The sequence below is a fragment of the Kribbella sp. NBC_01484 genome (assembly GCF_036227145.1).
GTDB lineage: Bacteria > Actinomycetota > Actinomycetes > Propionibacteriales > Kribbellaceae > Kribbella.
The window spans coordinates 7768166-7786986 of the sequence record NZ_CP109437.1 but is presented as its reverse complement, the minus strand read 5'-3'; the positions used below and the strand labels follow the sequence as shown (position 1 = coordinate 7786986).

At 69.6% G+C, this 18821-nt stretch carries 20 protein-coding genes; 11 read left to right on the top strand and 9 right to left on the bottom strand.

Annotation, left to right across the window (positions count from 1 at the left end):
• Nucleotides 1-16 precede the first annotated feature (16 nt).
• Nucleotides 17-331, top strand: a complete 315-nt coding sequence (locus OG555_RS43055; protein ID WP_442914465.1) for a response regulator transcription factor — start codon at nucleotides 17-19, stop codon at nucleotides 329-331.
• A gap of 151 nt (nucleotides 332-482) precedes the next feature.
• Nucleotides 483-1988 (top strand): AAA family ATPase, encoded by a 1506-nt coding sequence (locus tag OG555_RS37605; RefSeq protein ID WP_329478007.1) that lies wholly within the window; start codon nucleotides 483-485, stop codon nucleotides 1986-1988.
• Here the strand turns inward: OG555_RS37605 and OG555_RS37600 are convergent.
• Entirely contained in the window at nucleotides 1972-2847 is an 876-nt protein-coding gene (locus OG555_RS37600; RefSeq protein WP_329478005.1) for a sigma-70 family RNA polymerase sigma factor, read from the bottom strand. The two genes, OG555_RS37605 and OG555_RS37600, sit on opposite strands and share 17 nt — an antisense overlap.
• 63 nt (nucleotides 2848-2910) lie before the next feature.
• Here OG555_RS37600 and OG555_RS37595 point away from each other — a divergent pair, with 63 nt between their 5' ends.
• Nucleotides 2911-3594 (top strand): FMN-dependent NADH-azoreductase, encoded by a 684-nt coding sequence (locus OG555_RS37595; RefSeq protein ID WP_329478003.1) that lies wholly within the window; start codon nucleotides 2911-2913, stop codon nucleotides 3592-3594.
• On the opposite strand, the gene OG555_RS37590 is transcribed toward OG555_RS37595, so the two are convergent.
• Both OG555_RS37590 and OG555_RS37585 read right to left on the bottom strand, forming a co-directional pair.
• On the bottom strand, nucleotides 3553-4404 hold the full coding sequence (locus OG555_RS37590; protein ID WP_329478001.1) for a DedA family protein: 852 nt from the start codon (nucleotides 4402-4404) through the stop codon (nucleotides 3553-3555). The genes OG555_RS37595 and OG555_RS37590 overlap by 42 nt on opposite strands.
• Nucleotides 4401-4637, bottom strand: a complete 237-nt coding sequence (locus OG555_RS37585; RefSeq protein WP_329477999.1) for a hypothetical protein — start codon at nucleotides 4635-4637, stop codon at nucleotides 4401-4403. The genes OG555_RS37590 and OG555_RS37585 overlap by 4 nt, the downstream gene beginning before the upstream one ends.
• 175 nt (nucleotides 4638-4812) lie before the next feature.
• On the opposite strand from OG555_RS37585, the gene thrS reads away from it, so the two are divergent.
• Both thrS and OG555_RS37575 read left to right on the top strand, forming a co-directional pair.
• Nucleotides 4813-6834, top strand: coding sequence for a threonine--tRNA ligase (gene thrS / locus OG555_RS37580; RefSeq protein WP_329477997.1), 2022 nt, complete (start codon nucleotides 4813-4815; stop codon nucleotides 6832-6834).
• On the top strand, nucleotides 6831-7436 hold the full coding sequence (locus OG555_RS37575; protein ID WP_329477995.1) for an HIT family protein: 606 nt from the start codon (nucleotides 6831-6833) through the stop codon (nucleotides 7434-7436). Before thrS ends, OG555_RS37575 begins: the two co-directional genes overlap by 4 nt.
• A gap of 114 nt (nucleotides 7437-7550) precedes the next feature.
• Here OG555_RS37575 and OG555_RS37570 read toward each other — a convergent pair whose 3' ends face one another.
• Nucleotides 7551-8510 (bottom strand): hypothetical protein, encoded by a 960-nt coding sequence (locus OG555_RS37570; RefSeq protein WP_329477993.1) that lies wholly within the window; start codon nucleotides 8508-8510, stop codon nucleotides 7551-7553.
• Between the two features lie 114 nt (nucleotides 8511-8624).
• Between OG555_RS37570 and pgsA the strand changes: the two genes are divergently transcribed.
• The 3 genes from pgsA to OG555_RS37555 are packed head-to-tail and all read left to right on the top strand — an operon-like array spanning nucleotide 8625 to nucleotide 11273.
• Nucleotides 8625-9290, top strand: a complete 666-nt coding sequence (pgsA, locus tag OG555_RS37565; protein ID WP_329477991.1) for a phosphatidylinositol phosphate synthase — start codon at nucleotides 8625-8627, stop codon at nucleotides 9288-9290.
• A gap of 2 nt (nucleotides 9291-9292) precedes the next feature.
• Nucleotides 9293-10162 (top strand): phosphatidylinositol mannoside acyltransferase, encoded by an 870-nt coding sequence (locus tag OG555_RS37560; protein WP_329477989.1) that lies wholly within the window; start codon nucleotides 9293-9295, stop codon nucleotides 10160-10162.
• 10 nt (nucleotides 10163-10172) lie between these two features.
• Nucleotides 10173-11273: a glycosyltransferase family 4 protein gene (locus tag OG555_RS37555; protein WP_329477987.1), complete on the top strand. Its 1101-nt coding sequence runs from the start codon at nucleotides 10173-10175 to the stop codon at nucleotides 11271-11273.
• Between the two features lie 45 nt (nucleotides 11274-11318).
• Here OG555_RS37555 and OG555_RS37550 read toward each other — a convergent pair whose 3' ends face one another.
• From OG555_RS37550 to OG555_RS37535, 4 genes are read right to left on the bottom strand one after another with little or no spacing between them, the layout of a single operon-like run.
• Nucleotides 11319-11552, bottom strand: coding sequence for an anti-sigma factor family protein (locus OG555_RS37550; RefSeq protein WP_329477985.1), 234 nt, complete (start codon nucleotides 11550-11552; stop codon nucleotides 11319-11321).
• Nucleotides 11549-12169 carry an RNA polymerase sigma factor gene (locus tag OG555_RS37545; protein WP_329477983.1) on the bottom strand — a complete coding sequence of 207 codons (621 nt, stop codon included), beginning with the start codon at nucleotides 12167-12169 and terminating at the stop codon, nucleotides 11549-11551. Before OG555_RS37545 ends, OG555_RS37550 begins: the two co-directional genes overlap by 4 nt.
• Nucleotides 12170-12173: 4 nt before the next feature.
• A complete protein-coding gene (locus tag OG555_RS37540; RefSeq protein ID WP_329477980.1) occupies nucleotides 12174-13376 on the bottom strand; it encodes an MFS transporter in 1203 nt (400 codons plus the stop codon).
• Nucleotides 13377-13436: 60 nt separating this feature from the next.
• The gene (locus OG555_RS37535) at nucleotides 13437-13841 is read right to left on the bottom strand and encodes an HIT family protein (RefSeq protein WP_329477978.1); all 405 of its coding nucleotides are present in this window, start codon (nucleotides 13839-13841) and stop codon (nucleotides 13437-13439) included.
• Between the two features lie 111 nt (nucleotides 13842-13952).
• On the opposite strand from OG555_RS37535, the gene OG555_RS37530 reads away from it, so the two are divergent.
• Genes OG555_RS37530 through OG555_RS37520 form a run of 3 tightly spaced genes read left to right on the top strand, consistent with a single transcriptional unit; the run spans nucleotide 13953 to nucleotide 16530 of the window.
• Complete coding sequence (locus OG555_RS37530) at nucleotides 13953-14402, top strand: hypothetical protein (RefSeq protein WP_329477976.1); 450 nt, start codon at nucleotides 13953-13955, stop codon at nucleotides 14400-14402.
• Nucleotides 14399-15274 carry a tetratricopeptide repeat protein gene (locus OG555_RS37525; RefSeq protein WP_329477973.1) on the top strand — a complete coding sequence of 292 codons (876 nt, stop codon included), beginning with the start codon at nucleotides 14399-14401 and terminating at the stop codon, nucleotides 15272-15274. Before OG555_RS37530 ends, OG555_RS37525 begins: the two co-directional genes overlap by 4 nt.
• Nucleotides 15271-16530 carry a tetratricopeptide repeat protein gene (locus OG555_RS37520; RefSeq protein WP_329477972.1) on the top strand — a complete coding sequence of 420 codons (1260 nt, stop codon included), beginning with the start codon at nucleotides 15271-15273 and terminating at the stop codon, nucleotides 16528-16530. The genes OG555_RS37525 and OG555_RS37520 overlap by 4 nt, the downstream gene beginning before the upstream one ends.
• A 15-nt stretch (nucleotides 16531-16545) precedes the next feature.
• Here OG555_RS37520 and OG555_RS37515 read toward each other — a convergent pair whose 3' ends face one another.
• Nucleotides 16546-18678, bottom strand: a complete 2133-nt coding sequence (locus tag OG555_RS37515) for an elongation factor G-like protein EF-G2 (RefSeq protein WP_329477971.1) — start codon at nucleotides 18676-18678, stop codon at nucleotides 16546-16548.
• Nucleotides 18679-18821 lie beyond the last annotated feature (143 nt).

Below are 18821 nucleotides of genomic sequence, written 5' to 3'. Positions count from 1 at the left end.
CGCCGGCCTGAAGGCGGTGGCGGAAGGCGCCGCGTACCTGTCGCCGCGCGTCGCCCAGCGGGTGATCGCCGAGCTGGGTGCCGGATCCGGCGGCGGTGCGATGGCCCGGGCCGCAGCCGCCAAGGAGCAGGTGGCCGTCCTGAGTCCCCGCGAGCTGGAGGTCCTCAGCCTGGTCGGTGCCGGGCTGTCGAACGCCGAGATCGCGGCGCGGCTCTACCTGGTCGAAGGGACCGTAAAGGCCTATGTCAGCGCCGTCCTGCTGCGTCTCGCGGTGAAGAACCGGGTCCAGGCGGCCATCGTCGCCTACGAGGCGGGATTGGTGACATCTTGAGTCGTCAACGGCCGAGCGACGCTCCGGGTCGTGACATTGCGTGGACACCGTGTCATGGGATAGTGGACCTCTCCCGGAGACCTCACCTCCGGAATCGAACCAGCAGCCTCCAGGGGCACCGCCCCCACTGACAGAATCGGGGATCCAGGTCGTGACCGACTCGCACAACTCCGGACAGCACAAGGACCGGGAAGCGGCGGCGGCCGAGGTCCGGAGAATGTGGCAACCGACCCCCTCCTGGACCCAGCCGGACCCGAACCGGGAAGGCGACCCCGAGCCCGCCACCGAGGAGAAGCCGGATGCCTTGTCGGCGGACTACCCGGTCGACTCGTGGTCCCGGCCCGCCGACCAACCTGCGCCGTGGACCCAGCCCGAGCCCCAGCAGTCAACCCCGTCCTGGACGCAGCCCGTCGCCGAGTCCGCCGCCTCGTGGACCCAGCCTGCGGCCGAGCCCGATGAGCTCGAGGAAGCCGGCGACAGTACGGCGGACGACCAGGAGACCAGCGGGACAGCTGCTCAGGCTGACCCCGGTACGACGCCCACCGCAGGCCCGAGCAGCCCAGTCTTCGGCGGCGCGTCATTCCACGGTTCAGGCTCCGGCTACAGCGCTCCTGGCACTCCTGCCGCCGGTGGCCCGGCGCAAGGCGGTCAGCAGCTGTCTCCGGCCGCTCAGCACTTCTTCCCGCAGGGCATCCCCGGTCAGCAGGCACCGCAGCAGCGCGAGGTGTCCTACCGCACCGACGAGTTGATGCAGGCCCTGCCGCTGCCGCGGGAGGCTCCGGCCGAGCGCGGCGTACGGAGTGTGCTGAAGCTGCGTCCGGGCAGCTCCGAGCGGTCGGAGCGGATCGCGCGGGCGACCGCGGCGACCGCGTTCCGCCGTCCGGTGACGATCGTCGTCGCGAACCCCAAGGGTGGTTCGGGCAAGACGCCGACCACGCTGCTGCTCGCCGGCGCGCTCGGTCTGGCCCGTGGCGGCGGTGTCGTGGCGTGGGACAACAACGAGCTGCGCGGCAACATGCACCTGCGCACGCACGACACGAACGCACGGTCCACCGTCACGGACATGCTCCAGGCGATGCAGATGCTGACCCAGCCGGACGCCCGGCTCGGCGACGTCGCGGCGTACCTGCGGCACCAGGTCGCCGGCCAGTACGACGTGCTCACGTCCGCCACCACGACGTACGCACAGATCGAGGCCAAGGACTTCGACCAGATCCACCGGCTGCTGAGCCGCTTCTACAAGGTGCTCGTGATCGACACCGGGAACAACGAGGGCTCCAGCAACTGGCGTGAGGCGATGAAGGCGGCCGACGCCCTCGTCATCCCGATCAAGTGGAAGAGCCTGTCCTGCGCGGCCGCGGTGCAGATGCTCGAGGAGCTCGACAACCAGGGCCCGGAGGCGCAGCGGCTGATCCGCCGCGCGGTGATTGCGGTCTCCAACGGTCCCGGCGACGTGAACAAGGAGGTCGAGAAGCAGCTCCGCCCGTACTTCGAGTCCCGCGCGGCGGCCGTGATCGACATCCCCACCGACATGCACATCGCCGCCGAGGGTCCGCTCGACCACTCGGCCCTGCAGCCGGCCACCCGGCGCGCCGGCCTGGAGCTCGCGGCCAAGGTGTCGGAGCAGATCACTATCGCCCTCAACGTTCCGCGCTGAGGACGGCGAGGCTCAACCGGCTGAGGCGGTCCGGATCGGCGATGACGTCGTACGACGTGATCCGGTCCGCCTCGCTGGTGAAGACGATGGCCAGGAACAGCTGCCCGTGCGGGGCCAGGACCAGGCCGACCTGGCCGTCGACGAGGGCCACCTCGGCCAGCTGAGAGCGACTCGCGAGGACGACCGTGCCCTCGGCGACGGCGCGCGCACCCCGCAGCTCCGCGGCCATGCCAGGTGCCAGGGCGGCTGCGTCGACCCGGCGTACGACGTCGGGGTCCAGCACATCCAGGACGGCCGCGAGATCACCGGCCCGGGCTGCGTCGAGGAAGGCTGACACGACGCGCCGCTGCCGGGCGAGCTCGGCCGCCGGTACGACGGGGGTGCCCTGGACCCGCTGACGAGCCCGGCTGGCGAGCTTCTTGGTCGCGACCGGGGTCCGATCGACGATCGGCGCGATCTGCGCAAACGGTACGGCGAACATGTCGTGCAGCACGAACGCGATCCGCTCGGCCGGCGCCAACGTGTCCAGGACGACGAGCAGCGCCCGGCTGACCGAGTCGGCCACCAGCGCCTCGTCCTCCGGCGTGCTCCAGGTCGCGGGCGCCTGCTCGAGCAACTCAGGTCCGGTGGGATCCTCCGGGCGAACCTTGCGTGCGCGCAGCACATCGAGGCAGATCCGGGTGACCACGGTCCGGAGCCAGGCGCTGAGGTTCTCGACGCTGTCGACGCGATCGAGGCGGATCCAGGCCTCCTGCACCGCGTCCTCGGCCTCACTCCGCGAGCCGAGCAGCCGGTAGGCGACCGCCTCGAGCTTGCCGCGCTCCGCTTCGAACGCCTCGGTCAGTTCGTCGCCGATCACTGGTCACCTTTCCCGCTCCGGTCCGTCACCCAGTCTGACGACCACGACCCGACGAAGGTGACCATGTTGCTCCATCTGGATTCCAGTGCCAATCGCTCCGACGAGTCGGTGACGCGGCGGCTGTCCCGCCTGTTCGCGGACCGCTGGCAGGCTGTTCACGGCACGGCCGGGTACCGCTACCGCGACCTCGCCGTGGACCCGGTGCCGCCGATCGACACGGCGTACTGTCGGCTCGGCCGGCGGTCCGAGCGGCAGGGCGTCGTACCGCTCACGCTGGTCGGCACACTGATCGAGAGCATCGCCGAGGCCAACGCCTGGGCGCTGACGAGGCCGCTGATCGACGAGGTGGTGTCGAGCCGGACGATCCTGATCGGTGCGCCGATGTACAACTTCTCGCTTCCGGCCGCACTGAAGGCTTGGATCGACCGGATCACCTTCCCCGGTGCCTTCCGCGACGGGGTCCTCAGCGACACGGAAGTGGTCGTGATCAGTAGCCGTGGCGGTGCCTACGGTCCGGGAGCTCGCCGGGAGGGCTGGGACTACGAGTTTCCCTATCTGCGGGCGTACTTCACCAACTACGGAGTCCCCGACGACAACCTCCGCTTCATCAGTGCCGAGCTCGCTCTGGCCGACCTCATCCCGCGGTTCGCGGACCAGCGTCCATCGGCGGCGCGTTCGCTGGCCGCGGCGTGCGACGAGGTGGTCTCATGCGTCGCGGCGGCTGAGCACGCGGGTGCCAAGCGCTAGACCCCCGACTGCCCACGCGACGAGCACTATGACGCTCAGAGTGGGGGAGATCGGGTCGGTAGTGCCGGTCAGATAGTTCTGGCCGGCACCGCCCGGCAGGAGTGCCCCAATCCAGATCAGCGGGCGCAGAGAGCTCTGGCTGAGCATCAGTGGGATGACCAGCAGCAGAAGGAATGCTTCTAGGAGTTGAGGCTCTACCTGAGCTTGAGGCTTCCGTTTGCGCAGGCGGTGCCGGACGACCTCGACGATCACCGTCACCGTGAGGGCGAGGCCGATGCCGAGGATCACGCCCTTCAGTGGGTTGTCCTCGAAGGCCTTACCGCCGATGTAGCCCACCAAGGTGCAGTACAGACCCCAGCTGGCCGCGGCCAGTCCGGCGTACGCCGAGAACTTCCGCAGGGGATAGCGCACCGACCCCATGGTCAGAGTGACGGCCGTGCGACCGCCAGGGACGTACCGGGCGACCACGAGGACCAGTCCGCCTCGCTCTGCCAACGCTCGCCGGGCCCAGAGCACAGCCGCATGCCGTTTGCTACCAGCCTTCATCCGATCGAGCAGCCGGCCACCGGCGCCGCGGCCGAGCGCATAGGACACATGGTCCCCGACGAACGCGCCGATCGCCGCGACCACGATCACGGCGTACAGATTGGGTTCACCATTGGCTGCCGCGAACACGCCCGCGGTGACGACCAGCGTCTCGCTCGGGATGGCCGGGAAGAAGCCGTCCAGCGCGGCGAAACCCCACAGCGCGAGGTAGATCCACCACGAGGACATCAGCTCGTCGGCGAAGTGCAGGAGCTGGTCACTCACGAGGCCACCGCCGCGCCGTACTGGACGCTGTCCGCGGTGAGCTCCATGTACGCCTCCTCCAGCGAGGCCCGCTCGGTGTGCAGCTCGTGCAGCCGTACGCCGAACTCGTGAGCCAGATCGCCCACCCGCTCCGCCGGTACGCCGGTGACGCGGCCGGGGGAGACGGTCAGGTCGAGTGCGTCCACCGCACGGGTGGCGCCGTACCTCTTGGTGAGTCCTTCGAGGGTGATCACGCTCTAGAACCTAGGAATCCGGGCACCCCCGGCACATCGGACCAACGGCTGGGCCGACCCCCGACTTTCGTCAGGTGCCGCAGGCCTGTGGATACGCCGTCGGGGCGCGGCGCCGGAGTGGATACCATCTGTGCTGACCGGCAAACCGGCTGGTCGCCGTACCCGAGGAGTGAACGTGTCGGAAGTCAAGGTCCATCTGATCGGCGTCGAGGGCGAGGCTGAGCGGAGTGTGACCGAGACGACGACGATCGGGGAGCTGTTCGCCGGGATCTTCGGTCAGGACCGCTCCGCCATCGCCGCCCGCGTCAACGGCGAGCTGCGGGACCTGTCCCGGGTGGTCGCCGACGGCGACCAGATCGAGCCGGTCAAGGCGTCGTCCGAGGACGGCCGGGCGATCATCCGGCACTCGACCGCGCACGTGCTCGCGCAGGCCGTGCAGGACCTGTTCCCGGAGGCGAAGCTCGGCATCGGCCCGCCGGTGGAGAACGGGTTCTACTACGACTTCGACGTGCCCACGCCGTTCACGCCCGAGGACCTGGGCAAGCTCGAGAAGAAGATGCAGCAGATCATCAAGGAGCGGCAGCGGTTCAGCCGCCGCGTGGTCTCCGACGACGACGCGCGGACCGAGCTGGCGAGCGAGCCCTACAAGCTCGAGCTGATCGGCATCAAGGGTTCCGCGGCCGACGCCGCCGAGGGGGCGAGCGTCGAGGTGGGTGGCGGCGAGCTGACCATCTACGACAACGTCCGGCGCGACGACTCGGTCGCCTGGAAGGACCTGTGCCGTGGTCCGCACGTCCCCGCGACGGGCTACCTGGGCAACTTCAAGCTGATGCGGACGGCCGCGGCGTACTGGCGCGGGAGCGAGCGGAACCCGCAGCTCCAGCGGATCTACGGGACGGCGTGGGAGTCCCGCGACGAGCTGAAGGCGTACCTGACCCGGCTGGAGGAGGCGGCCAAGCGCGACCACCGCAAGCTCGGCAGTGAGCTCGACCTGTTCAGCTTCCCGGACGAGATCGGCTCCGGCCTCGCGGTGTTCCACCCGAAGGGCGGCGTGCTGCGGAAGGTGATGGAGGACTACTCCCGCCAGCGCCACGTCGAGGACGGGTACGAGTTCGTCTACTCACCGCACATCACCAAGGCCCAGCTGTTCGAGACCTCGGGTCACCTGGACTGGTACGCCGACGGCATGTACCCGCCGATGCACCTGGACGAGGAGCGCGGCGCGGACGGGCAGATCCGCAAGCAGGGCCAGGACTACTACCTGAAGCCGATGAACTGCCCGATGCACAACCTGATCTTCGCCGCCCGCGGCCGGTCCTACCGGGAGCTGCCGCTGCGGCTGTTCGAGTTCGGCACCGTCTACCGGCTGGAGAAGTCCGGCGTCGTGCACGGCATGACCCGCGCCCGCGGCTTCACCCAGGACGACGCGCACATCTACTGCACCCGCGAGCAGATGCGCGACGAGCTGCGCGATCTGCTCACGTTCGTTCTCGGCCTGCTCGCGGACTATGGCCTGGACGACTTCTACCTCGAGCTCTCCACCAAGAACCCGGACAAGTTCGTCGGCTCCGACGAGGTCTGGGACGAGGCCACCGAGACCCTGCGGGAAGTTGCCGAGGGCTCCGGTCTCGAGCTGGTCCCGGACCCGGGCGGCGCCGCGTTCTACGGCCCGAAGATCTCGGTCCAGACCAAGGACGCGATCGGCCGGACCTGGCAGATGTCGACGATCCAGCTGGACTTCAACCTGCCGGAGCGGTTCGAGTTGGAGTACACCGCGCCGGACGGCTCCCGGCAGCGGCCGGTGATGATCCACCGCGCGCTGTTCGGGTCGATCGAGCGGTTCGTCGCGGTGCTGACCGAGCACTACGCCGGCGCCTTCCCGCCCTGGCTGGCGCCGGTCCAGGTGATCGGCATCCCGATCACCGACGGCCACGTGGACTACCTGTACGACGTCGCCGCGCAGCTGAAGGCGCTCGGGATCCGGGTCGAGGTCGACTCGTCCGACGACCGGATGCAGAAGAAGATCCGGAACGCGCAGAAGTCCAAGGTGCCGTTCATGCTGATCGCCGGTGACGACGACATGGCCGCCGGGTCGGTGTCGTTCCGGTATCGCGACGGCACGCAGAAGAACGGCGTACCGATCGCCGACGCGGTCGCCGAGATCGTCGAAGCAGTCCAGAAGCGCGTCCAAGTATGACGGGAACCCCCGACAACCCGTCCTCCAGCGACGTACCTGACTCGCCGTACGCGCCGGACGAGGTCGTGCTGCGGGACGGGGTCGGGGTGCCGGACGAGTTCCTGCGGTTGTGGACGCCGCATCGGATGGCGTACATCGAGGGGGAGAACAAGCCGACCAGCTCGGAGGCCGGGTCGGGGTGCCCGTTCTGCCGGCTGCCGGGGTTGCCGGACGCCGAGGCGCTGATCGTGCACCGGGGTGAGGCGGCGTACGCGGTGCTGAACCTGTACCCGTACAACCCCGGTCACCTCATGGTCGTGCCTTACCGGCACGTGGCCGACTACACCGAGCTGACCGCCGAAGAGGTCACCGACGTCGCCACGCTGACGCGTCAAGCGATGCAGGCGGTCCGCACGGTCTCGGGTGCGCACGGCTTCAACATCGGCATGAATCAAGGGCAGATCGCCGGCGCCGGGATCGCGGCCCACCTGCACCAGCACGTCGTACCGCGCTGGGAAGGTGACACCAACTTCATGCCCGCCATCGCGCACACCAAGGTCCTGCCGCAGTTGCTACCCGACACTCGGGCGCTGCTCGCCAAGTCCTGGCCGACCGAGCCCTGACCTGCGGATCGCCCGCCTCAGCCAACACGGGGTGACCGCGATGGATCACTCGCCGGCGAGGTTGGGGTCGGTGAAGTTCTTCCGGTGGAAGTCGACAGGGTGCCGCGGGTCATTTCAGCGTATGAACAAGGGCAGCAGTGGGTCGACGATGCCGGTCAGGGCGTCGAGGGAGACTGCGCGCGGCGGGTTGGTCAGCGCGGTGACCCGGACGACCCGGCGGCCCTGGCGGAAGACGAGTTCGCCCGCTTCGGGCAGGTAGTAGCCCGGCTGGCCGATCGGGGCGAGCCGGGGCGGCGGCACCTGCTCCGCCTCTGGGATGCTCGGCTGGTCGAACGCCTCGACGATCGACACAGTCGCGTCGAATGTCCCCCAGATGCAGGTCAACGCGCCCTTGACCCGGTAGTCCCGACGCAACTGCACACGCAACCCGACGAACCGCTCGGCCGCCGAGTTCGACAGCTGACAGGCCGCGTCCACCTGTCGCGCCGGCCGCAGGTTCCGAGGTACGGCGTCCCGCGCCGCAACCGCGATCGTGACAGCCTTCTCCCGGTCGATTCCGTTCAGAGCACCGCTGTCGATGCCACCGGCCGGGGTGATCCGGACGGCCCGGTCACCGGTGATGAAGGCGAGTTGCGAGTCGGCGATCAATGCCCGCGGCCCGAGCTCGGGCAGCGCCTGGATGGTCGCGGCGCCGTGCATGAGGCGGGTGAGCGCGTCGGGCTGGCTCGGGAGCGCGCTGACGCCGATCGTCACCATGCGGTTCTGGACGAGCAGGGTGCACAGATCCATGGACGGCAGGCCGCCGTCGTTCCAGGCGTTGGGCTTCGCGGTGACGGGGACGCGGAGTTTCGCGGTCAGCGTGCCGGTGATCGCCGTACACACCTGTGGTCCGGGGGCGCCCGCCGTACCGTCCAGGCCTTCGGCCTGCGGGGGAGCGACGACCGTCGGGACGACGGTCGGCAGCGGCCTGATCCGCGGCTGGGACTCGTTGGCCTTGCGCGCGACCGAGCACCCGCCGGCCGCGATCAGCACAGCGAGCACACCCGCCAGCACGCTCCGGCTCCCGGCCCGCATCCACTCACCTCCTGCCGCACTGCCTCCAGGATCGCGCGAATCCAGGTCTTTCGCAGGCGGAATCGGGTGGCTTGTCACCTGATGGTGATCCGGCTGGACTACGATCGCGTCGCCATGCTTAACAGATTCCGGCAGTTCTGGACCAAGGTGATCACGCCGATCGCCAACCTCCTGCTCAAGCTCGGCGTGAGCGCCGACGCGGTCACGCTCGTGGGCACCATCGGGGTGTGCGCCGGCGCGCTGATCTTCTTCCCGCGCGGCCAGCTCTGGCTGGGCGTCGTGGTCATCACCTGTTTCGTGTTCTCCGACATGATCGACGGGTTCATGGCCCGGACGTCGGGGACGTCGTCGAAGTGGGGCTCGTTCCTCGACTCGACCCTGGACCGGATCGGCGACGGTGCGATCTACGGCGGCCTGGTGCTGTACTACGCCAACTCGCAGGCGGGCGACTCAACGCTGATGGCGGCGGTGACGCTGTGGGCGCTGGTGATGGGCGCGGTCACGTCGTACGCGCGGGCCAAGGCCGAGAGCCTCGGACTGAAGGCGAGCGGCGGTCTGGCCGAGCGCGCGGACCGGCTCGTGTTCACCCTGATCCTGGCCTTCTTCTCCGACGTCCTGAACCTCCCGATCCTGCTGGTGATCGTGCTCTGGGCGGTCGCCGTCGCGAGCACGATCACCGTGATCCAGCGGATCCTCGGGGTCCGCAAGCAGGTCCTGGCCGACCCGGCCAATGCCGGCCTGGACACGCCGCCGCCGGCCGAACCCGACGCGCAGAGCTGAGGATGGGCGGCCTCCGTCAGCGGGCGGTCGATCTGGCGTTCGCGCTCGCCTGGGCGCTGGTACGACGCCTGCCCGAGCGGACCGTCACGTGGCTGTTCCACCAGGCCGCGGACCGCGTCGTACGCCGGAACGGGCGCGGCGTACGGCGGTTGCGCGGCAATCTGGCCGTGGTCCGTCCGGACGCGACCGAGGCGGAGCTCGACGCGCTGACGCGGGCGGGGATGCGGTCGTACCTGCGCTACTGGCAGGAGGCGTTCCGGCTGCCGGAGTGGAGCGACGAGGAGATCGTCGGGCGGGTCCGGACGGTCAACGAGAAGCTGGTGCGTGACGCGTACGCCGCCGGGCGCGGTGTGATCTGCCCGCTGCCGCACCTCGCGAACTACGACCACGCGGGCGCCTGGGCGGGCCTGACCGGGATGCCGGTGTCGACCGTGGCCGAGCGTCTGCAGCCTGAGTCGCTGTTCGATCGCTTCATCGCCTATCGCAAGAAGCTCGGCATGGAGGTCCTCCCGCTGACGGGCGGTGATGAGGACGTCATCGGCGTACTCGCGGAACGCCTGCGCGCGGGCGCATTCGTGTGTCTCGTGGCCGACCGGGATCTGTCCGAGCGGGGGGTCCCGGTGACGTTCTTCGACCGTCCGTCCCGGATGCCGGCCGGTCCGGCCGCGCTGAGCCTGCGGACGGGTGCGCCGCTCATCCCGGTGACCCTGCACTACGACGGGCCTGACCTCGTCATCACCTTCCATGACGCCATCGACCCCGACGGGGGCATGGCCGCGATGACGCAGCGCTGCGCGGACGCGTTCGCCCAGGGGATTGCGGCACATCCGCAGGACTGGCACATGCTGCAGAGGATTTTCCTGGACCAGTAAGAATCGTTCCGTGAGGATCGGTGTGGTGTGCCCGTACTCGCTGGGCACGCCCGGCGGGGTACAGAACCACGTGCGCGACCTCGCCGAGGCGCTGCTGGCGCTGGGCCACGAGGTGTCGGTTCTGGCTCCGGTCGACGACGCCGACGCGGCTCCGCCGTACGTCGTCTCGTCCGGCCGGGCGGTCGGGGTCCCGTACAACGGCTCGGTCGCCCGGGTCACCTTCGGGCCGCGCACGGCCGCCCGAGTGAAGAGCTGGCTGGCCGAGGGTGACTTCGACGTCGTCCACGTGCACGAGCCGACCACGCCGAGTGCGTCGATCATCGCGCTCTGGTCGGCGGAGGGGCCGTTCGTCGCGACGTTCCACACCTGGCAGGTCCGGTCGCGCGCGATGAGTGCGGCGGCCGGTCTGCTCCGGCCGGCGCTGGAGAAGATCGACGCCCGGATCGCGGTCTCGGAGAACGCTCGCTCGATGATGGTCCAGCACATCGGCGGCGAGGCCGTGGTGATCCCGAACGGGCTCTACACCGCTCACTTCAAGGGCAGTCCGCGGCGGGAGTGGCTGGGCGCCGACGGCACGATCAGCTTCCTCGGCCGGCTGGACGAGCATCGCAAGGGCCTCGGCGTTCTGATGAAGGCTGTGCCGGCGCTGGTCGCCGAACGTCCCGGACTGAAGATCCTGGTCGCCGGCGCCGGTCAGGCCGACGAGGCCCGTCGCCTGCTGCCGGCGCACTGTCGCGACAACGTCCTGTTCCTGGGCGCTGTCGACGACGAGGCCCGCGCGGACATGCTGGCCGGTTCGGATCTGTACGTCGCGCCGCATCTGGGCGGTGAGAGCTTCGGCATCGTCCTGCTCGAAGCCATGGCCGCCGGAGCGCCCGTGCTGGCGAGTGACCTGGCCGCCTTCCGCCAGGTGCTCGACGGCGGCCGGCTGGGGGAGCTCTTCGAGCCAGGCGACGTGGGTGAGCTCACCACTCGCGCACTGAGGCTCCTCAGCTCGCCGGACGAGCGTGACAAGCTCCGCGCCGCGGGACTGAGCGCCGTACCGCGTTATGACTGGTCGGTGTTGCTCCCGGAGTTGCTGTCCGTCTACGAGCTGGTCGCGCGGCGGTAGCGCTCGGCCAGTCGCTGCAGGACGTGCGCGAGTTCTTCGCGTCGATCAGCGGCGATCGCGGAACGCGTTGAGGAGTGCGCTGCGGGCGTCACCCGGCAGACCGTCGGCGGGCAGGTCGGTGAGTGCCTGCGACGTCTGGCGGATCTGGTCGAGGTAACGCTCGCAGCCGTCGCACAGGGCGAGATGGTCGACGAAGTCCTGCTCGGCTTCGGTGCTCAGGGCGCCCTCGAGGAACGCCGTGACCTGCTCGACGAACTCACGGCACTCGAGGTCGCTCATGAGTCATCACCTTCCCGTCGGTAGTACTCCTCCAGTTTGCCGCGCAGGAACGTGCGCGCCCGGTGCAACAAGACCCGCTGGTTGGCCGGTGTGATCCCGAGCAGTTCACAGACTTCGTCGTACGGGCAGCCCTCGACGTCTCGCAGTACGACGACCAGGCGCTGGCGCTCGGGGAGTTCGGCCAGGGCGTCGGTGAGGTGGGTGCGAACCTCCGCGGTGAGCAGGCCTTGCTCGGGGGACGGCCAGGCCGGCGGGAAATCCCACCAGTGACCGGGGAAGGGATCGCCCGCCGGCCGGAAGCGGCTCGGGTCCACGGTCGGGCCGCTGTCGTCGACACTGCTCATCGGGACGACCTTGTGCTCGCGGACGCCGCGCCGCTTGGCCGTGTTGGTGAGGATCCGGTAGACCCAGGTCTTCAGCGACGACCGGCCTTCGAACCGGTCGATGCCCTCGATCACCGCGAGCCACGTCTCCTGGACGACGTCCGCGGCCGATTCCTCGGTCGACACGAACGACCGGGCCAGCCGCAGCATCCCGCCGGACCATCCGTCCACGAGCGCCCCGAACGCGTCCTCGTCCCCGGCGCGCAACCGCTCCAGGAGGGCGTCGTCCGTCATCGGCTCAGCGTAGTGCGTCAGCATGCCGCTGAACCCAGACGAGCGCCGCCCCGCCGAGCGCGACCGCAGCGGTGATCATCCAGCCGGACACGTACACACCGGCATGCTTGCTCACGGCACCGAATACGAGCGCGAACGGAGTGAACAGCATCCACGAGACCGCACTGACCCCGGACGCCACGCCGGTCCGGATCGTCGACGGTACGGCGTCGTGCAGCAGGCGACTGAGGTGGATGCCGATCACCACGAGCAGGAAGGTCAGCGCGGTCATCGCGGCCGTCAGCACGGCCAGGTTGCGGCTCGTGGTCATCGTCACGCACGCCGCGAGCATGGTCAGTACGACGACCGCGAGCGGGAGCGGTCGCTCGAGGTGGATCCGGTTCGCGAGCAGGCCGCCGATGCCGAGCGTGCCGACCAGGAGCGCCCAGAACGGGCCGTAGTACCCGGCCTCGGTCTTGAGCGTGATCAACCAGAGCGGCCCGAACTCGAACATCGCCTGCAGGATCATCGCGGCCATCACCGTGGCGGCCGCGATCGGGATCAGCCGGCCGCGGTCGGTGATCGCGCGGTAGGTGACTCGGAGGTGGTCCCGGAGCGAGGTGCACTCGGCGGTCTGGTGCAACTTGGGTTCGCGCAGCCGGGTCAGGGCGACGAGGTAGAGGAGTGCGAACGGCAGGGTGAGGAAGTAGGTCGCTCGGGGCGAGAGGGCTGCGGCGATCCAGCCGCCTGCGAGGGCGCTGCCTACCAGGGCGACGCTCTCGACGAAGCGGACCCGGCCGATCCGGCGCTCGTACTCCGCGCTGTCACCGGTCTCCTCGAGCACCACGTCGTACACGATCGCCTCGACGGTGCCGGAGTACATGGCGAAGTAGATCCCGAGGATGAGCGCCGCCACGATGTAGGTCGCCACGTTCTGGCTCACCGCACCGATGAAGACGCTCACCGTCAGCGCGACGCCCGCGACCATCAAGACCCCGCGCCGCGACCACCGGTCTGCCAGCACTCCGGACACGACCTCGGCCAGTGGCGTCATCACGGCGTACGCGGCGGCCATCAGTCCGATGGATGCCGCATCGAACCCGATGCTGGTCACGAACAGCTTCTCGACCGGCACCCAGAAGCCCACCCCTTGCAGGAAGGCGGCGACCCAGAGCGGCGCGAGTCGCGCGCCCACGCGCGAACGGGGTGCGGTTGTTGTCTGCAGCATGACAACTCCAGGGCTGGTTAGGTGCGGTCAGCCCCGCAGTGTCTTGGGGGTGGGGAAGTGTTACACCAGTTTCGCGGCGATGGCGTTGATCTGGTCGAAGTCACCCGGAGTCGGGTGCCAGGGGAGTTGGAGCGGGTCGTCCTGGTAGCGGGGGATGACGTGCAGGTGGGTGTGGAAGACCGACTGCCACGCGGCCGCGCCGATGCAGCTGAGGAGGTTGGCGCCGTCGGCGTTCAGGCGCTCGATCACCCGGCCGACCAGCGACTGCGCGAGCAGGGTCGCCGCGGTCAGATCCTCGGCGTCCGCCGTCCGCAGGTCGGTCGAGTGCGCTCGCGGGATCACGAGCAGGTGACCGGCCGTCGCGGGATTGATGTCCATGATGGCGATCGCCCGGTCGGTCTCGGCCACCGGCGTCGACGGAATGGTGCCGGCCACGATCCCGCAGAAGACACAGTTCTCGCTCATCGCCCCAGGCTAGTGCCCCGCCGCGCCGGCGCCGGCCGGGAGGAACGGGGAGGGCGGAATCGCCTCAGGCTATACACTGCGCGAGCCGAACCCTGCCCGCCGAGGAGCCCCATGCCGGACGAACTGTTGCGCCCGACGATCGGCGCCGGTGTGGACATGTCGGTGCGCCCGTGGCGGCTGATGTCGCAGGCGTACGTCGCCTTCTTCGGCGGCGTGATCGGCTCGACGATCATCGCCTCGCTCAACGCCCGCCGCCTCGGCGTGGATGCGGCCAAGCGCCGCCTCATCCTGCTCATCGGCGCCGGCGGCCTCGTGGCCGTGATCGCCGTTTCCAGCCTGCTGAACGGCGACGACGACCTCGCGTCAGGTCTCGGTGTCGGCATCCGCGTCGTGGCCATCCTCACCTGCCTGGCCCAGCTCCGGCTGCAGCGCCCGATGGACCGCGCCTTCCAGCTCCGCGGCACCGACTACGGCTCGCTCTGGGGGCCGGGCATCGCGGCCACGATCGGCGGCGCCATCGCCGAAGCCCTGATCCTGCTCATCGCTGCGAGGGTCTTGTGAACGAACCGACCGAGGCCCGCCTCCGGATGGCCGGCCACTGGCTCCAGATCGGCCACCCCGAGCGCACCCTGGACGAGCTCCAGGGCCTGACGGGTAACGCGGCCCTCGATTACCGCGCGTACATGTTCCGCGGCGCCGCTCTGCACACCCTCGACCGGAACGCCGAGGCCATCGACGTACTCCGCGACGGCCTGGCCCAGTACGGCCCCTTCCCGCCGCTCCTCCAGGTCCTGGGCTCCTCGTTGCGCTCCGAGGGCCAACTCCCCGAAGCCGAGGCCGCCTTCCTCCAGGGCCTCAGCCTGGACCCGAACGACCCCGACCTCCTGATCGGCTACGCCCGCGTCTGCCTCGCTGCCGGTCAGGCCGAGAAGGCGAGCGCTCTTGTCGAGCGCGCTGCCTCGTACGCTCCCGAGAGCGCCGCCGTCTCCGCCGCTCGCGCGCAGGTCGCGTTCGCCCTCGGCAACGACCGCGACATGCACCGCCACAGCACCGAGGCTCTGTCCCACGACCCCGAGGACCCGAACGCACGGGCCCTGCACGGTACGGCGTCGATGCTCACCGGCGACTCACGATCCGGGTACACCTCGCTCGCCTCCGCGGCCGCGTCCCAGCCCGGCGACGCGGACCTGCGTGCTGCTGCTCGTCAGGCCAAGCTGATCAACCATCCGTTGATGCTGCCGCTGCGGCCGTTCGCGCGGCTCAACCCGCTGGTCGTCTGGATCGGCGCGGTGGCGATCATCTACGGTCTCCGGATCGCCGGTCTGGGACCGCTGTCGTTCGCGTTCGCGATGATCTGGCTGGGCTTCTGCGTGTACTCCTGGGTGGTCCCACCCCTCGTCCGCCGCTGGCTCAACCGAAGGTGGGGAACATGACCAACGACCGGATTGTCGCGCTGCGTAAGGCGGTCGAGGCCAACCCGGACGACGTCCTGCTGCGGCTCGTCCTGGCTGAGTCGCTGGTGACTGCCGGTGACACCGAGGAGGCGCTCGACCAGTACGTCGTACTCCTCGATCAGCAGGGGCTTCCGGACGATCAGTTCGTGCCGGTCGGCGAGTTGGCGGCGGCGAACGGGCGGCTTGCGCTGCTGCGGAGCTTGCTCGAGGCGGCCCGTCTGCAGGGCGTGGTCGAGGGGACCGGTCGGCTGCAGCAGTTGGTCGACGGGATGATCGCGGAGCGCAGCGGGGTGCGGATCAAGGTCGGTCCCGAGGCAGAGACGCCGTACGACGTGGAGACGCCGAAGGAGACCACAACCTTCGACCAGGTCGGTGGGATGGAGGAGATCAAGCGGGTCATCCACCGGATGGTCATCCTGCCGCTGAGCCGCCCGGAGCTGTACGAGAAGTACGGGCGGAAGTCGGGCGGCGGCGTGATGCTCTACGGCCCGCCTGGCTGCGGGAAGACGTTGCTGGCGCGGGCGACCGCGGGGGAGTGCGGTCTCCCGTTCGTCAACGTCCGGATCGAGGACGTGATGGACCCGTACCTCGGCGTCTCCGAGCGCAACCTGCACGAAGCCTTCGAGCGCGCCCGCGCGAACGCGCCGTGCGTCCTGTTCCTCGACGAGCTCGACGCACTGGCCTTCGCCCGGCACAAGCACGGCGGATCCGAGGCCCGCCGGCTGGTCGACGTACTGCTCCAGGAGCTCGACGCGATCGGCTCCGAGAACGAGGGTCTGCTCGTCCTCGCCGCGACCAACGCGCCCTGGGACGTGGACGAGGCGATGTTGCGACCCGGCCGGTTCGATCGGGTGATCTTCGTGCCGCCGCCGGACGAGCCCGCACGGGCCGACATCCTGTCCGTGCTGGTGAAGGAGGTGCCGGCCGACGGACTGGATCTGAAGGCGCTCGCCGGTCAGACGCCGATGTTCAGCGGCGCGGATCTGCGCGCGCTGATCGAGCGCGGTGTGGACCGGGTGATCGACGAGGCGCTCGCCGGCGGTGGCGAGCCGCCGCTCGCGATGCGGCACCTGACCGAGGCGCTGCCAACGGTCAAGCCGTCGACACTCGACTGGCTGCACCGCGTCCGCTCGTACATCGAGTTCGCCAACCAGAGCGAGCGGTACGACGACGTCGCCGCGTACCTGAAGTCCCGCGACGTCCGCCGCCGGCTCAGCCGCGACACCAAGGGCTGAGCCGGCGCACAGTCGTCAGGTCGACTTCACCTTCGCCGCTGCCGACTCCGGCATCGGCTCGTACCGGGAGAACTGCCGGCTGAACGACGCCGAGCCATGCGACAGCGACCGCAGGTCGATCGTGTAGCGGGTGATCTCCACCTGGGGTACCTCGGCCTTCACCAGGGTCCGGTCGTCGCCGACCTTGTCCGTGCCGAGCAGCCGCCCACGCCGTCCGGACAGATCGCTCATCACGGTGCCGACCAGGTCGTCCGGCACCAGCACCGACACCAGATCCACGGGCTCCAGCAGGTTCACCTTGGTCGCGGCCGCGGCCTCGCGCAAGGCCAGCCCGCCGGCCATCTGGAACGCCATGTCGGACGAGTCGACGCTGTGCGACTTCCCGTCCAGCAGCGTGACCCGGATGTTCACCATCGGATACCCGGCGTGGACACCCTTCTCCATCTGCGCCCGCACGCCCTTCTCGACGCTCGGGATGAACTGCCGCGGCACCGCGCCGCCGACCACCTTGTCGACGAACTCGAAGTCGGACCCCTGCGGCAGCGGCTCCACCTCGATGTCGCAGACGGCGTACTGACCGTGGCCACCGGACTGCTTGACGTGCCGCCCGTGGCCCTTCGCCTTCCCGCCGAACGTCTCCCGCAATGGCACCCGCAACTCCACGGTGTCCACGGTCACGCCGTACCGGTTGGCCAAGGCGTCGAGTACGACGTCGGAGTGGGCCTCGCCCATGCACCAGAGCACGATCTGGTGGGTCTCCGGGTTCTGCTCGATGCGGAGCGTCGGGTCCTCGGCCGCCAGCCGCTGCAACCCACCACTCAGCTTGTCCTCGTCGGTCTTCGCATGCGCCTGGACGGCGATCGGCAGCAACGGCTCGGGCATCGTCCACGGCTTGAGCAGCAGTGGATCCGCCTTGTCGGACAGCGTGTCGCCGGTCTCCGCCCTGGTCAGCCGCCCGATCGCGCACAGATCGCCCGCGACCACGGCCGGCGCCGGCCGCTGCACCTTGCCCAGTGGGAAGGACAGTGAGCCGATCCGCTCGTCCTCGTCGTGATCGGTGTGCGAGTTCTGCGCACCGAAGAAGGACGTGAAATGGCCCGACACGTGAACCGTCGTGTCGGGCCTGATGGTGCCGGAGAACACCCGCACCAGGCTGACCCTGCCGACGTACGGATCCGACGTCGTCTTCACCACCTCGGCCAGCAGCGGTCCATCCGGGTCGCAGGTCAGGCCCTTGCGCGCCACACCGTGTGGGCTGAACACCTCGGGCAGCGTGTGCTCGAGCGGCGACGGGAACCCGCTGGTCGCGACCTCGAGCAGCTCGAACGTGCCGATCCCGGACGCGCTGCAGACCGGGATGACCGGGAAGAACGAGCCGCGCGCGACGGCCCGCTCGAGGTCGTCGATCAGCACCTTCTGGTCGATCTCCTCGCCCTCGAGGTACCGATCCATCAGCGACTCGTCCTCGGACTCCTCGATGATGCCCTCGATCAGAGTGCCGCGCAGTTCCTCGATCTGGTCGCTGTACGACGACTCCGGGGCCGAGGTCGTGCGTTTGCCCCCGGCGTAGCCGTAGTACGTCTGGGAGAGCAGCCCGATCAGCCCGTCACCAGCGGGCAGGTACAGCGGCAGCACCTTGTCGCCGAACGCGGCCTGCGCGGTGGCGAGCGCGTTCTGGTAGTTGGCGCGGGCGTGGTCGAGCTTGGTGACCACGACGGCCCGCGGCATCCCGACCTGGTCGCACTCCTGCCACAGCGCCTTGGTCGGCTCGTCGACGCCCTCGCTCGCCGAGATCACGAACAGCGCGCAGTCGGCGGCGCGGAGTCCGGCCCGCAGTTCGCCGACGAAATCGGCGTACCCGGGGGTGTCGATCAGGTTCACCTTGACGCCGTCGTGCGGCAGCGAGGCGAGCGACAGGCCCACCGAGCGCTGCTGCCGGATCTCGGCGTCGTCGAAGTCGCACACCGTGGTTCCGTCCAGGACGGTGCCGGGTCTGTTCAGGACGCCGGAGGCCACCAGCAAGGCCTCGACGAGAGTGGTCTTGCCGGACCCGGACGGGCCGACGAGCACCACGTTGCGGATGGCGTCCGGGCTGTCCACAGCGGGCGCGGCTCCGGTGCCTTGGGAAGTGTTCGCCTTGTCTGCCATGACGTTCCTCCTGGTCCACCCACCATTCCCCCAACGGCCACTTCGCACAAGAGCCATCACGTTCCGGATTCGCCTGACCCGTCGGCCGCTGGCCGCCGCGGGCCGCCTCCCACCGGCGGACCCCCGCCGTCGGTACTGTCACA

Excerpts from the sequence above, each read along its gene's own strand:
- OG555_RS37595 (WP_329478003.1), top strand. The coding sequence starts at position 2,911 with ATGTTGCTCCATCTGGATTCCAGTGCCAATCGCTCCGACGAGTCGGTG.
- OG555_RS37575 (WP_329477995.1), top strand. The coding sequence starts at position 6,831 with ATGACGGGAACCCCCGACAACCCGTCCTCCAGCGACGTACCTGACTCG.
- OG555_RS37570 (WP_329477993.1), bottom strand. The coding sequence starts at position 8,510 with ATGCGGGCCGGGAGCCGGAGCGTGCTGGCGGGTGTGCTCGCTGTGCTG.
- pgsA (WP_329477991.1), top strand. The coding sequence starts at position 8,625 with ATGCTTAACAGATTCCGGCAGTTCTGGACCAAGGTGATCACGCCGATC.
- OG555_RS37560 (WP_329477989.1), top strand. The coding sequence starts at position 9,293 with ATGGGCGGCCTCCGTCAGCGGGCGGTCGATCTGGCGTTCGCGCTCGCC.
- OG555_RS37550 (WP_329477985.1), bottom strand. The coding sequence starts at position 11,552 with ATGAGCGACCTCGAGTGCCGTGAGTTCGTCGAGCAGGTCACGGCGTTC.
- OG555_RS37545 (WP_329477983.1), bottom strand. The coding sequence starts at position 12,169 with ATGACGGACGACGCCCTCCTGGAGCGGTTGCGCGCCGGGGACGAGGAC.
- OG555_RS37540 (WP_329477980.1), bottom strand. The coding sequence starts at position 13,376 with ATGCTGCAGACAACAACCGCACCCCGTTCGCGCGTGGGCGCGCGACTC.
- OG555_RS37535 (WP_329477978.1), bottom strand. The coding sequence starts at position 13,841 with ATGAGCGAGAACTGTGTCTTCTGCGGGATCGTGGCCGGCACCATTCCG.
- OG555_RS37530 (WP_329477976.1), top strand. The coding sequence starts at position 13,953 with ATGCCGGACGAACTGTTGCGCCCGACGATCGGCGCCGGTGTGGACATG.
- OG555_RS37520 (WP_329477972.1), top strand. The coding sequence starts at position 15,271 with ATGACCAACGACCGGATTGTCGCGCTGCGTAAGGCGGTCGAGGCCAAC.
- OG555_RS37515 (WP_329477971.1), bottom strand. The coding sequence starts at position 18,678 with ATGGCAGACAAGGCGAACACTTCCCAAGGCACCGGAGCCGCGCCCGCT.